The 12,525-nt window shown below is 43.2% G+C and carries 13 protein-coding genes; 5 read left to right on the top strand and 8 right to left on the bottom strand.

The window, feature by feature from the left end:
- Positions 1 to 29: 29 nt before the first annotated feature.
- From hutG to hutC, 3 genes are all read right to left on the bottom strand, one after another.
- Entirely contained in the window at positions 30 to 1,055 is a 1,026-nt protein-coding gene (gene hutG / locus F0228_RS18000) for a formimidoylglutamase (protein WP_171762577.1), read from the bottom strand.
- Positions 1,042 to 2,286: an imidazolonepropionase gene (gene hutI / locus F0228_RS17995; protein ID WP_171762576.1), complete on the bottom strand. Its 1,245-nt coding sequence runs from the start codon at positions 2,284 to 2,286 to the stop codon at positions 1,042 to 1,044. Before hutI ends, hutG begins: the two co-directional genes overlap by 14 nt.
- 113 nt (positions 2,287 to 2,399) lie before the next feature.
- Positions 2,400 to 3,113 (bottom strand): histidine utilization repressor, encoded by a 714-nt coding sequence (gene hutC, locus F0228_RS17990; protein ID WP_171762575.1) that lies wholly within the window; start codon positions 3,111 to 3,113, stop codon positions 2,400 to 2,402.
- 177 nt (positions 3,114 to 3,290) lie between these two features.
- Here hutC and F0228_RS17985 point away from each other — a divergent pair, with 177 nt between their 5' ends.
- The gene (locus F0228_RS17985) at positions 3,291 to 4,034 is read left to right on the top strand and encodes a sporulation protein (protein WP_061032736.1); all 744 of its coding nucleotides are present in this window, start codon (positions 3,291 to 3,293) and stop codon (positions 4,032 to 4,034) included.
- A 109-nt stretch (positions 4,035 to 4,143) separates the two neighbouring features.
- Here F0228_RS17985 and F0228_RS17980 read toward each other — a convergent pair whose 3' ends face one another.
- The gene (locus F0228_RS17980; RefSeq protein WP_171762574.1) at positions 4,144 to 5,127 is read right to left on the bottom strand and encodes a DUF3187 family protein; all 984 of its coding nucleotides are present in this window, start codon (positions 5,125 to 5,127) and stop codon (positions 4,144 to 4,146) included.
- Positions 5,128 to 5,686: 559 nt separating this feature from the next.
- Here F0228_RS17980 and F0228_RS17975 point away from each other — a divergent pair.
- From F0228_RS17975 to ptuB, 4 genes are all read left to right on the top strand, one after another.
- The gene (locus F0228_RS17975) at positions 5,687 to 6,889 is read left to right on the top strand and encodes a site-specific integrase (protein ID WP_171762573.1); all 1,203 of its coding nucleotides are present in this window, start codon (positions 5,687 to 5,689) and stop codon (positions 6,887 to 6,889) included.
- 448 nt (positions 6,890 to 7,337) lie between these two features.
- Positions 7,338 to 8,279: a retron St85 family RNA-directed DNA polymerase gene (locus tag F0228_RS17970; protein ID WP_171762572.1), complete on the top strand. Its 942-nt coding sequence runs from the start codon at positions 7,338 to 7,340 to the stop codon at positions 8,277 to 8,279.
- Positions 8,272 to 9,954: a retron Ec78 anti-phage system effector ATPase PtuA gene (ptuA, locus tag F0228_RS17965; RefSeq protein ID WP_171762571.1), complete on the top strand. Its 1,683-nt coding sequence runs from the start codon at positions 8,272 to 8,274 to the stop codon at positions 9,952 to 9,954. Before F0228_RS17970 ends, ptuA begins: the two co-directional genes overlap by 8 nt.
- Positions 9,951 to 10,595, top strand: a complete 645-nt coding sequence (gene ptuB, locus F0228_RS17960; protein ID WP_171762570.1) for a retron Ec78 anti-phage system effector HNH endonuclease PtuB — start codon at positions 9,951 to 9,953, stop codon at positions 10,593 to 10,595. Before ptuA ends, ptuB begins: the two co-directional genes overlap by 4 nt.
- A 493-nt stretch (positions 10,596 to 11,088) precedes the next feature.
- Here the strand turns inward: ptuB and F0228_RS17955 are convergent, their stop codons facing one another.
- The 4 genes from F0228_RS17955 to F0228_RS17940 all read right to left on the bottom strand — a co-directional run bounded on the left by F0228_RS17955 (position 11,089) and on the right by F0228_RS17940 (position 12,444).
- Positions 11,089 to 11,289: an AlpA family phage regulatory protein gene (locus F0228_RS17955; protein ID WP_108167919.1), complete on the bottom strand. Its 201-nt coding sequence runs from the start codon at positions 11,287 to 11,289 to the stop codon at positions 11,089 to 11,091.
- 81 nt (positions 11,290 to 11,370) lie between these two features.
- Positions 11,371 to 11,751 (bottom strand): hypothetical protein, encoded by a 381-nt coding sequence (locus tag F0228_RS17950; protein WP_171762569.1) that lies wholly within the window; start codon positions 11,749 to 11,751, stop codon positions 11,371 to 11,373.
- Complete coding sequence (locus F0228_RS17945) at positions 11,748 to 12,002, bottom strand: hypothetical protein (RefSeq protein WP_048663584.1); 255 nt, start codon at positions 12,000 to 12,002, stop codon at positions 11,748 to 11,750. Before F0228_RS17945 ends, F0228_RS17950 begins: the two co-directional genes overlap by 4 nt.
- A 178-nt stretch (positions 12,003 to 12,180) precedes the next feature.
- Positions 12,181 to 12,444 (bottom strand): hypothetical protein, encoded by a 264-nt coding sequence (locus F0228_RS17940; protein WP_171762568.1) that lies wholly within the window; start codon positions 12,442 to 12,444, stop codon positions 12,181 to 12,183.
- Between the last annotated feature and the right edge of the window lie 81 nt (positions 12,445 to 12,525).

Below are 12,525 nucleotides of genomic sequence, written 5' to 3'. Positions count from 1 at the left end.
TTGTAGTTGTATTTATCTATATAGCTGGCTTATTCACTGGTCATTGCACGGGCAATATCCCAACACAAACGTGCCGCCAATCGAGCCGTTTGACCGTCGACGTCGTAGTCTGGGTTATATTCCGCAATGTCCGCGATAATGAGTTTCTCACTGTGTTTAAAAATCTGTTCTAGGAAAGGCGCAAGCGCTTCATAGCTAACGCCTCTTGCCGCAGGGGCGCTGACACCCGGTGCAGTTGCCGCTGGGAAGACATCGAGATCAATAGTGAGATAGAGGTAATCACACTCAGCCATGAATTTTTGCAACTTAACCAGTTGGGCAACTTGGTTTACTTGGGTGATATCGCGATCATGTTCGTACCACACACCAAGTTGGTCGGCTTTGTTGAAAAGCGCTTTGGTATTGCTGGCGGCACTTACACCGAGACACGCGTAATGAAATGGCCACTGATGTGTGTGGCAGTATTCGCTAATCTGATTAAAGGGTGTGCCTGAGCTTGGTTTGACGTCAGCGATGTCGCTTTCAAATTCACGAAGGTCAAAGTGAGCATCAAAGTTAACGATGCCTATCTTAGGTTTGTGATCTGATTGAGTTCTGTGAAGATGCTCAGCTAGGCCTTGGAAAGAAGCCCAAGCGACTTCGTGACCGCCGCCAAGGGTAATCACTTTGCTGGTGGATAGCGCATTGGCAATCACAGTAGCGCACTGCTTCTGGCTCACTTCTAATTGATCATCGTTACATTCGATATCGCCAAGATCAGCAATGCGTGTATCACAGTGCCAAGCCATATTAGCTAACGCTTGGCGAATCAAATTAGGTGCTTGTTTTGCGCCAACACGTCCTTTATTTCTTGCCACTCCGGCATCGCTAGCAAAGCCAACCAAGGCAACAGCGTTGTCAGTAAGCCCTTCATTTAAAACATTACTTTGTACTTGCGTGGTAATGTGATGAACACGAGTACCGAGCTCACCATCTTCAAGGTCATTACGCCCCGTCCACACAAAGTTGTGAGTGGTGGATACTGTATTAGTGCAGCTGGATTTAGATTGAGTCATGACAGACCTCGCCATTAACAATGCGCTTATGCAGGTGAGGAACACCAACTTGATAGCTTAAGTCGGCAGGGTGCTCGATATTCCAGATAGCCAAATCAGCAGAGTAACCCACTTCAATTTTGCCTCTGTTTTGCGACTCGCCAATGGCAGCGGCGGCATGGCAAGTTACCCCACGTAATGCTTCTTCTGGGGTTGTACCAAATAGGGTGCAGCTCATGTTCATCATCAGCGTTAAGTCCGCAAAGGGGGAAGTGCCGGGGTTTAAGTCGGTCGCGATTGCCATTGGGATGTTGTGCTCGCGAAGTAGGGCAATAGGTGGCTGTTGAGTCTCTTTCAAAAAGTAGAAAGCGCCCGGTAATAAGGTAGCGACAGTACCTGATTCCGCCAGTGCTTTTACTCCGGTTTCATCTAGGTACTCAACATGATCAACAGACAGAGCACCGTATTTCGCGGCAAGCGCACTGCCGCCCATGTTAGAAAGCTGCTCTGTGTGGCCTTTGATCGCTAGCCCATGTTCTTTAGCAGCCGCAAATACACGCTCAGTTTGTTCTAGGTTGAAGCCGATCGATTCACAGAATACGTCGACTGCGTCGGCTAGCCCTTGCTCTGCGGCTTTAGGGATGATCTCTTGGCATACCAGATCAACGTAACGATCGGGCTGTTCTTTATATTCTGGTGGTACAGCATGTGCTGCAAGGAGTGTGGTGGTGATTTTAATACGACGGTGGTTTTCTAAGGCTTTAGCAGCACGTAACATCTTGAGTTCATCATCAAGCGTTAAACCATAGCCAGACTTTACTTCAACGCTGGTGACACCACTTCTTAGCAGGCCGTCTAATCTAGGCAGCGCCTTCTCAACCAGTTCGGCTTCTTGTGCGGCTCGTGTCGCCGTTACCGTCGCTAAAATACCACCGCCTTGTTTTGCGATGTCGGTGTAGGAGACACCATTTAACCGTTGTTCAAATTCATTGGCACGATTACCAGCAAACACCAGATGAGTGTGGCAATCAATCAGCCCAGGGGTAACGAGCTTGTTTTTGCAGTCGTAGATGATGTGATCAACAGAGCGGCTAGCACTCGCCGTTTCACAATGAAGTGACTCATCGCTTGAGTGTGACAGGGATACGATCTTACCGTTCTCGATAACGATATCTTGCGGGGAAGAAGGTTGATAACCGTCAGCTCCCGAGCTCATCGAGACCACTCGTGCATTTTTGAGGATCAAATTCATAATCACCTAGATCTTTGCTAAACAATAAATGTATATACAAATAAATAGGCTAAATACTGACCCGAATCAAGTTGATGTTGCAAAAATGTGATCGGCGATCAGGATGATATTCTTTAATCTAAAACGATCTTAGAGCTTAATTTGTACTTAGAGCCAGGGTGGTAGAGTAATGCAAAGCTGATAAGGCGTTCCTTGCTCCATGTTCTTCTATTAAGAAGCAAGCAAGGTTCTGATTCCGTTAGCTTTAGTGCTTGGCGGATGTTGGAGTCTGGAATGATGGCTTCGACCGTGTGTTCAATCGCACTCAACGGGCAACTTTTGGAAAGGTATTCATTCGGTGTTGAGGTTGAAAAATCTTGTTTTAAGTATTGGGGAGCCGCTTGTGAGTTTACCCAGCGAGCTTCTAGCTGTATCGGTGTGTTGTCGGCGAAGTGGATGATTTCACTATAGAAGGCTTCTGCATTGATCATCACACCTAACCGTGTAGCGGTGCTTTCATCAGCCTTGATACTATCGTGTTTGATCACTTGGCTTGTGTAAGTTTGGCCACGGTCTTTGATCTCTTGTGCGATGTTGTTGATATCAAGTAGGGGAGATTGCGCTTTTTCCTCTGGCTCACACACAAAAGTGCCCAGTCTTGGTTTCCGAATTAGCTTGCCTTCAGACACAAGATCTCGAATGGCTTTATTCACCGTCATTCTACTAACGTTGAACTGCTCTGTGAGTTCGAGTTCGGTGGTGATTTGATAGCCAACCGGCCAATGACCATTGCTGATCTTATCGTCTATGAACTGTTTTATTTGCAGGTAGAGCGGCGCTTTCGACATAATGAAACCTTATTTGACTATACAAATAGAGTAACGGATTTTTTCACGATTTCAACATTTCCTCAGAGGATGTGAGCTTGTTCAACATAGATAGCGCAAATGTCTTGATTCTGTGGGGCAAGTGTCGCAAATTGTCAGCACGCCCTAGTTAATCAAATAATTACAAAGAGAAAGGAAATGTTTAAGAAATTAAAGGCCTCGCTAGGCATTGGTGCGGCAAAGGTCGATACCGTCTTAGATAATATTGACGTTTTCCAAGGTGGCGAGTTGTCTGGCAACGTTCACATCATTGGTGGCGACGTAGAGCAACAAATCGACATGATTAACTTGGTACTCAACACAGAAGTGAAAGTCGAAACAGAAGACAGCACCAGTTACGAAACCTTTTCACTCGGTCGTATTCAAGCCGTAGAGCCGTTTGTGATTCAACCCGGCGAAACTAAGTTGGTGCCATTCCGTCTTAAGCTTAATGATGAAACGCCAGTGACTGCGTTGAACGCAAAAATGAACCAGTGCCACGTGTGGGTAGAAACTAACTTAGATATCGGCTTCGCGATTGACCCTAAAGACCGTGATTTTATCTCTGTTCACCCATTACCAACAGTCGCGAAAATCATTCAAGGTGTTGAAGCATCGGGCATGGCAATGGTGAAAGCAGACGTAGAGAAGGGCTACTTGAAAGGGAACACCTTCGCTTCACGTTCGGGTTGTTACCAAGAGATTGAATTTCGTAGCGGTGGCTTCATGAATAACAAAGAAATCGAGCTGTCATTCATCGTAGATGGTTCTATGGTTCACTGCTTAGCTGAAATTGACCGTTCACTGAGCTTCCGCGGTGACCAATACATCTCATTCACTCTACCCGCTAACGCGGCTGACTCTGACATTCGCAATGCCGTTTCAAGAATCATGAGTGCGTAGTTGCCTCTCCGTTAGTCGTCGCTCTCTCTATTAATAGTGACAGTACAACTTTAAAGCCGAACTTAACTGTTCGGCTTTTTTGATTCCATCACCTTCAATTGAATAAGATTCACCACTGATGCCGATAAGCCAATTGAAAGGCCACATCGGTCGAGTTGTCCATATTGAAGATGTTCTCGATGATGGAGACCTCGAGTGCCGAGCGTTGCATCACATAGCGGTAGCCAAACATCATTTCATTGGCAGCTTCTGATAACTCGGTTTCCCCATAATCAGCGCCTTCATACCACCGGTATTCTATGTGCAATTCGTGGTTTTCAATGAGCGTCAGCTGATAGCCTCCCAGCCAAGACCATGTAACCTTTTTATGTACAAAGCTGTTCTCTGATTCTCGATTAGACTGATTCGCAAAGCCCAAGCTCGAATAGAAGGTATTGATATCGAGTTGGTATGCATAGTTGAGTTGAGCGCTTTGTTCTGTGCTGCTTCCTTTAAATGCTCCGTGACTGACGTTGTTGTGATAAAGCGAGACACCAACAGATAATCCATGGTTCTCTTTCTCTATGATTTGGTATTGGGTGTAGAGCGTCAAAGCGCTGGTCAGTGTATCGCCAGAAAAGTCTCGGATGCTGATATCGTGCTCTGGAGCATAGATGTCGAACTGATGTCTGGCTTTTCGATCTCGTCCGGCTTGGTCGATGCTAAAAAGTTCATGGAAGTTAATGGTGATTTTGTCGAGGTGGTTGTTGGCGGCGAAAAGCCAGCGGTAATTCAGTTCTACTTGCCATTCAGGTGTTAATTGCCATCGTAGTCCTGTTTGAAGTTGGTTTTGATAATAGTCTAAATGATAGTCGCGGGAGTTAGCCCAGATACTGGCGGCTGTTAAAGAGGTAAACAGCTCGAGCTTATCCTCTTCTAATGGGAAACCAGAGCGAAGCATCGGTGTAAGGCGAACGGATTGCAGTGGCGCTTGGGTATAACTGATTAAGGGCCCGTAATCCTTATTGGCCCAAGCGCTCGGTGCGTAAGCCACTGTGAGCATTATGAAGGGCAGGGGCGATGTGAGCGATAGAAAAGCCCTTCGTTTCCCCATACACACCTCATCCTTATTTCGGCACACCTATATAGCTTAGTTCGAAATGAACAAACCGAAATAGCTAAGCTGATTAGGCTCATTGTGAAAGGCCCTTTAAAAAGGCGCTTCAAATTGTGGAGGCATAAAAGAAGTGATTCGAGTCTGCATAAGCTGGGCGGCAAAGGGCGACAGAAGTGTCGGGAGAGCCCCTCCGTCATTGTTATTTCATATTTTTTCGTTACAATGCTCTGATACCCACGAGCGAGGCATCTGTATTTGCTTCTCCGTGGGTATATTTATTATGCATATATCCCCAATCAGCGTACTAGTTGATTGAAAGACATATATTAAACATTTTCATGTGTTGCTTGGTGTGCCTCAAGACGTGAATTTCCCTTCTTATTGCAATTCCTATTTATCATTCATAATCTTTAATATAACCCTTTAAATACAACAGCTTAATAAAAATAACGTCATTCAAATTCTTTGCTGGATGCTAGCTCATAATGATTAGAAGACACTTGCATTCATATGAGATTTGTACCAAATTTGTACCAAATATTTTTGGTACAAACGAATGGCAATCACAGATGCTTGGCTAAGAGCCACACAAGGTAAGCCTTACAAAGGGCACCCCGAAGTCACCCATAGAGATGGCTTAGGCGTGCGTGTGAGTCCTAAAGGTAAAGTGACCTGGGTTTACCGCGTTACCTACCTAGGTAAAGCCATAAAAATGAAACTTGGCGAATACCCAGCTATGAAGATGCGAGATGCATTGCGCGAGCGTGAAAAGAAAGCTGAGTTAGTTATCTTAGGCATCGACCCAAGAACAGGCATCAACCCTTCAGACAAAGCCTTACCAAGCACTGTAGATGACTTAATCGACTATTGGGTTGAACACCACGGCAAAGACAACGTAAAGCAGTGGCAAGCACTTGAGAAGATGTTTAGAACAGACATCAGCCCATATTTAGGTCAGCGCCAAGCCAAACACCTAGAACTGACCGACTACATGCCAGTATTTCAAAAGGCTAAGAATCGTGTGAGTGCAAAACATTCAGCAAACCTTATGTCACGCTTTAAACAAGTGCTGTCTTATGCCGTTCGTCACGGTTTACTCAAATACAACATGCTTGCAGAAGTAAAGAAAGCCGATGTAGGTGCACCAACAGACACCAAAAAGAGTAAGCAGACAGAAGCTGGCGTTAAAGCACTATGGAAAGCCATTGACGACATAGGTGTGCATGAGAGCAACAAAAACTTCTTACGCCTTATGATGATATTCGCGAACCGCAGTAATGAGCTGCGTTTAGCGAGGAAGCAAGATTTCGATTTAGAAGCACTAGTGTGGACAGTACCAGCAGAGAACAACAAGATCAGGAAAAAGCAGGGCGGGGCAATTCGACGCGCGATTCCGCCATTGGCAGAAGAAGTGATTCGAAACCAGTTTGCCATTTATCCCGATCTTGAAATCATGTTCCCACCAGTTAAAGTGGAAGCCGATAGGCCAATGGCCGAGAACGTGCCTGTAGAGTTTGGCCGTAAACTGGCTGATGCGATCGAGGCGGCGGGTTTCCCTAGAACGACCAATCATGACATGCGAAGAACGGCTCGTAATATGTGGGAAGCGATGGGTGTTCCATTTCATGTGGCAGAAACTATGCTAGGTCACAAAGTGCACCGTGGCGTACAGAGCCACTATTTGGATTACGATTATTTAGATGAGCAGAGAGAATCTTATAGTTTATGGGCTGCTTTTATTAAGTGTGAAAATGAATAGTTTTAGTTGTAGTAACTCACAACTGGACAATTCCGTGTTAGTAACTTTATTAAATTAGCATATCAGAAATAACTACAGGTATGGGAAAGTCGTTTAGCTTGGCACCTTGTATTGATGGTGCAGGTCACTGAATAACTGGTGCTACAACTTTTATGTAAATGCATGAGTTTAGGACTACATCCACTTCACCTACTAACAAGCATTGTTAAATATAAAGGGTTGGAGTAACATTAAAGAGCTCTTTAGCTTAAGACGAATTACGTCTAGTCGGGTGATTAGCCAGACTCTAACTTATTGAACGGGATTGGTTGCGAAATGTACTTACTTCTTCGCGGTCCAAACTCGTTCCTCCTTTAGGCCGCGAAGAAGTAAGTACATTTCGCTGTCTCTAGTAAAGAGCTAAGCCCAAGAGTATTAGTACTTTTGGGCTTTTTTTGTTGAGAGGTTTATGAACTTAGTAAAGCAACTAGCAAGGCACCTAAGAAAAAGTGAGTCTGAAGTCATACGTTTTTTGGTGGATGCCCCAAGTAAATATCGTGTATACAAGATCCCAAAAAGGTCACACGGACATAGAGTTATAGCCCAGCCATCTAAAGAACTCAAAGAGTACCAGAGGGCCTTTCTGGCTATATATACATTCCCTGTGCACCCTGCAGCTATGGCATACTGTAAAGGAAAGAGCATCAGAGAAAACGCTCTTGCTCATGTTCAGAACAATTATCTACTGAAAATGGACTTTGAAAATTTTTTCAACTCTATAACCCCTGCCATCTTTTGGCAAAGTGTAGATAGTTGCACAGTTGACACACCAATGTTTACCACTCAGGAAAAGAGGCTTGTTGAAAAGCTTATCTTTTGGTGTCCAAGTAAAACAGAATACGGTAAGCTTGTGTTGAGTGTCGGCGCTCCTACCTCACCAAGCATATCTAACTTCTGTCTCTATGAATTTGACCGTTTTATGACTAATGTCTGCAACGATCAAAAAATCACTTATACAAGATATGCTGATGATTTGACATTCTCAACCAACGAAAAGAATACTCTCCACACTATAGTTCCTTCTATCCAACAACTATTAGTTGAGTTCTTCTCGTACAACCTTAAGCTCAACCACAGTAAAACAGCTTTTTCATCGCGTGCGCACAACCGACATGTTACAGGCATTACACTTAGCAATGAAAGTAAACTCTCTTTAGGAAGGGAACGTAAGCGATACATCAAACATCTAATAAATCAATTTAAGTACAATCTATTAGATGGCTCGGATATCCGACACTTACAAGGACTATTAGCCTTCGCTCAACATATTGAGCCAGCTTTCATAAGCCGATTAAAAACTAAATATACTAGTGAGTTAATTCAACGTATCTACGAGGCAAGTCATGACTAGCAAAACAAAAAATATCAAAGAGCTAGAGCGAAGAGCTAGGAAAAATGAGCTACTCCCAGCCTTTCAGCTTTATCAGAATTATGCTCATGGTCTAGATGGTCTTGCTATAGATGAGGAGCTAGCTAATCATTACCTATTACAATGTGCTAGGTACATTGAGAGCAATAGTTCAGATCTTCCTGACACCTTTGTACCCAAAAACAAGCTACATTTAGCAAACCTTGAACTATTCGATTTTCGTCGATTTAAAAACTTACGTATGTCCTTCGAACCGGATCTAACTGTGATAATCGGGAATAATGGCCAAGGTAAAACCACAATCCTTAACGCCATATCCAAAACGTTAAGTTGGATTAATGCCAATATTCTTAAAGAAGAAGGTGCTGGTCAGCGATTGAGTGAACTATATGATATTAGAAGAGGCTCCGATAACTCTTACAGTGATGTATTAACAGAATTTGAATATGGCTCTGGGTTAAAGCGACTACCTGCACGCCTATCAAGAGCAAGTCTTGGAGCTTCCGAAAGGCGAGATAGCGATGTAAAGAACCTTCGAGAGCTTTCTAATGTATTCCGCGTTGCAAATAAAAATAATGCAGTAAACCTCCCTTTGTGCGCCTTTTATTCCGTAGAACGCTCTCACCCATTATCTCGCTTAAGTAAGGATAATGTGTCACTTAGAGAGGAACGTTTTGACGCGTACAATTCTGCTCTTACTGGTTCAGGCAAGTTCGAGCATTTTGTAGAATGGTTTGTAGCTCTACATAAAAAGTCAGTAAATGATAAATCTAACGAAATTGAAGCACTAAAGCAGCAAGTCAAGGATCTAGAGTCCTCTGTCGACAGTGGAATCATGTCGTTAGAACCTATTCTTAAACAAACAAGGGGTCAACTGAATGATGCCTTAGCTACACTGAAGTCCGCTAGAACTAATCAGGTACTAACAGATGCACAAACAAAAAAAATCGTCGTCCAAGCTATCTGTAGTGTCATTCCAAGCGTTAGTGATATGTGGGTTGAGACAAGTACTGGCTCTGATGTCGTTTTAGTAAAAAATGACTCTATCGACATCACTATTGAACAACTTTCAGATGGTCAGCGCACTTTCTTAGGGCTGGTATCCGACCTAGTTCGTCGCTTAGTAATGTTAAACCCTAAACTCAATAACCCTCTTGAAGGGCAAGGGATTGTCTTAATCGATGAAGTCGAGCTGCATTTGCACCCTAAATGGCAACAGGACGTTTTATTAGACCTTCAAACCTGTTTTCCTAACGTTCAATTCATTGTTACAACACATAGTCCATTAGTGCTATCTACCGTAGATAAAGATAACATCAGAGTTTTTGAAGGCACAGACGCAAAGGGTAGAACTCTCATAGATGCTCCCGATTTCCAAACTAAGGGAATCCTCAACTCCGACGTTTTGGAGCAGCTAATGGATACTTTTGCTGCTCCTCAACGTATAGAAGAAACTCATTGGCTAGCTAAATTTGAAGCTCTCTTAATCGGTGAACATTACGATGATAATTCCGAAGCGCAAGCCTTGTATGAATGCATACGGAAACACTTCGGTGAGAAGAGCTCTGAGATAAAAAAATGCGATAGCTTAGTCAGAATTCAGAAAATGAAACTCAAGGCTAAAAACGCCATTGAGAAGAAGAGAGTTGGTGAATGAAAAAATTGAATCGCCATCCTTCAAATTGTTTAGTTGGTCTAGTCGCAGGACAAAACGACTGGATGAAAGAAGCCCCTAAAGATGAAATCTGGATTGAGTTAGACAAAATGCAAAGTGGGTATTGCGCATATTGTGAGTGCCACTTAAAACGAAAACACATTGAGCATTTTAAAACCAGAGCAGCCCACCCTAGAGAGACATTTAGTTGGGGCAATGTATTTGGCTCTTGCGGCGATAGTGCAAAGGCTGGGGGATGGGGGCGCTGTGGGATCTATAAAGATGCAGATGCAGGTAAATACAATATTGCAGAACTAGTCAAACCAGACGTAGATGATCCTAATGATTATTTTCTCTTTCTAATTTCGGGCATAGTGATTGCTCGCCCTAGTCTAACAGGGCCTGCGTTGCGCAAAGCCGAGGAAACAATTAGGGTTCTCAATCTAAATGAAGATAGTGTTCTTTTCAACAGCAGACGAAAAGCGATACTAGCCATACAACAAGAAATAGATGAGTTATATCAGATGCAGGAAGAGTTAGGTGATCTCTGGCAATCTTTTCTGGACGAAGCATTAACAGATGTTTGTGGACAGGAGTTTCAAACGGCTTTGGAACACTCTTGGCGTTACAACCTCTCATACTAAGAAACTGAATCCATATTTATTAATCCATCAACTGATTTGGCATATGTTAGTTATGCCCTGACCTTTGATAGGTAATGACGTGAAACCCATCTCAAAAAACAGTCGCGTCTACCTTTCTCGCTAAATAGTCGTTGATTTATTGAGTTAACAAACAATGGGCCAAAAATTTGTTAGCTGAGATTATGCTAGCAACAACCTGTCAGATCTAGTCAGCTCGAGGTGACGAAACTGACAGATTGCATTCAGATTAATTCATTTTAGTCATGCGGGCTACAGATTGGATTTTGAACTAAGATTAACCATCACTTTTTCAATTTCTTACACAAAACTAGAGAGCAAAGCTAATTTATCATCGTTGAGAATATTTATATCTCAGCTCTTCTCAAAGGTTCTATTGGTATTGATACATCCTATGGAAAGAATGTATTACCAGAGCAATGCATCAGTTTGCTCTAGTCAAAAAAGGGAAGCGCTTGCTTCCCTTTCTAAATGCTCAAACCATCCCGCGCTCTTTCGCCCATTCAATGAACTCTTTGTAAGGACGTTTTCCTCTCATACCTTTCACCGCTTTTGGGAAGCCAAGCTCTTGAGTCCAACGCCACAAAGTAGGCTGGCTAATCCCAAGAGTTTCACGAACCTCTTTATCACTGATGAAAAAGCGTTGTGTTGCTAGGTTTATCGTTGAATTAACCATTTTGATTTCCTCTATTAGCTGAACTTTTCATATAACAAACATAAAACACCGCACAAATAACGGCATAGACGGCGAAACTGATCATTGGGCAACTCCTTTTGCTGGTGGCATAATTCGTACTCGGTTCGTGGTGTGCCAACACATAGCATCACCATTAAACAAGCCGCCTTCGCGTAACTTAGCGCAGCCTTGTGGTAGCTGTTCACCACATTTACCGCAACAACCCAAATCGCTTTTTATCTTGGGTATCTCGGTATGAACACGATGAATAATTGACTGCAGAGCTTCAACTTGGGTGTAAGGTTCCCTTGGGTAAGCGAAGAACTGGCATATATCATTAAGCTTTGTGATTTCATTGGGTGATAACGTCACTCGGATATCGTTATTGCCACTGGTTTTACGCTTATCCCTTAGGCGCTTGGCGCGAACTGCTGCTTGTTTGCGTTTACGTTCCTTAGTCATTTTGCAGCTTTTCGCTTTCGAGCGGTGGCCTTCTTTTTTACTGGGGCAAGCAACTGGCGAGCTTTTGCTAAACAAAAGTCGAAACACTTGCCGCCACGGCCTCCGAACGAAGCGGTTGTTCGGTAGATTTTAATCGCGAAGTTACAAGCCCGAGTTGCTTCGTCACGCTTGTAACCTTCACCAAGTAAGATTTGATGAATCTTTTTATGGATAAACTCTTCCTGAGAGTTTCGAAGTAGGGGAGTCGTCATTACACAAAGTTCCTTTGGTTTCTGGGTGAAACCTGGCAATCAGTCTACGTACTTGAAATTGGTGGTCAGCCAGTTATATACTGATTGCGAGGTTTAGGTTTGGTTATCTAAGTCTCATTGCACAAAGTAAGCCCTTATTGGTTTGGTCACCGATAGGGGTTTTCTCTTTTTCAGCCTTTCAAAATCTCATTTCATTCAATTTAGTGCTCAATTGGTCAGAAAGAGCGTTGAACTGATGGATAGTTTGGGTGTCTTCTTTTCCTACGCTTACTTCTAAATTTTCACACTTATCGCTTAGCTTAATGAGCTGCTCTAGCTCGTCATAAAACGGATCGCTTTTTGGTATCTTCGCTAGGTAATGCTTAAAACTCACTTTATGAAGTTGGATAGCTTTAGCGCCTTCTAGAGTTTTGTTGATGTCTGTAAGAGATAAATACGTCATAGGTTTTCCTTTTTACTTTAGGTACATTGTTATTTGCTATAATGTACCTACAAGGTACTAACAATATTTGACCTTGTAAAG

This window comes from Vibrio sp. 99K-1 (genome assembly GCF_013114585.1).
GTDB classification, from domain to species: Bacteria; Pseudomonadota; Gammaproteobacteria; order Enterobacterales; family Vibrionaceae; genus Vibrio; species Vibrio chagasii_B.
The sequence above is the reverse complement of the archived record's forward strand: the minus strand, read 5'-3'. Positions and strand labels throughout refer to the sequence as shown.

Bases quoted from the DNA above. Each gene is read 5' to 3' on its own strand.
- hutG (WP_171762577.1), bottom strand. From the start codon at position 1,055: ATGACTCAATCTAAATCCAGCTGCACTAATACAGTATCCACCACTCAC.
- F0228_RS17980 (WP_171762574.1), bottom strand. From the start codon at position 5,127: ATGGGGAAACGAAGGGCTTTTCTATCGCTCACATCGCCCCTGCCCTTC.
- hutI (WP_171762576.1), bottom strand. From the start codon at position 2,286: ATGAATTTGATCCTCAAAAATGCACGAGTGGTCTCGATGAGCTCGGGA.
- F0228_RS17945 (WP_048663584.1), bottom strand. From the start codon at position 12,002: ATGACGACTCCCCTACTTCGAAACTCTCAGGAAGAGTTTATCCATAAA.
- F0228_RS17970 (WP_171762572.1), top strand. From the start codon at position 7,338: ATGAACTTAGTAAAGCAACTAGCAAGGCACCTAAGAAAAAGTGAGTCT.
- F0228_RS17985 (WP_061032736.1), top strand. From the start codon at position 3,291: ATGTTTAAGAAATTAAAGGCCTCGCTAGGCATTGGTGCGGCAAAGGTC.
- F0228_RS17950 (WP_171762569.1), bottom strand. From the start codon at position 11,751: ATGACTAAGGAACGTAAACGCAAACAAGCAGCAGTTCGCGCCAAGCGC.
- F0228_RS17975 (WP_171762573.1), top strand. From the start codon at position 5,687: ATGGCAATCACAGATGCTTGGCTAAGAGCCACACAAGGTAAGCCTTAC.
- ptuB (WP_171762570.1), top strand. From the start codon at position 9,951: ATGAAAAAATTGAATCGCCATCCTTCAAATTGTTTAGTTGGTCTAGTC.
- hutC (WP_171762575.1), bottom strand. From the start codon at position 3,113: ATGTCGAAAGCGCCGCTCTACCTGCAAATAAAACAGTTCATAGACGAT.
- F0228_RS17955 (WP_108167919.1), bottom strand. From the start codon at position 11,289: ATGGTTAATTCAACGATAAACCTAGCAACACAACGCTTTTTCATCAGT.
- F0228_RS17940 (WP_171762568.1), bottom strand. From the start codon at position 12,444: ATGACGTATTTATCTCTTACAGACATCAACAAAACTCTAGAAGGCGCT.
- ptuA (WP_171762571.1), top strand. From the start codon at position 8,272: ATGACTAGCAAAACAAAAAATATCAAAGAGCTAGAGCGAAGAGCTAGG.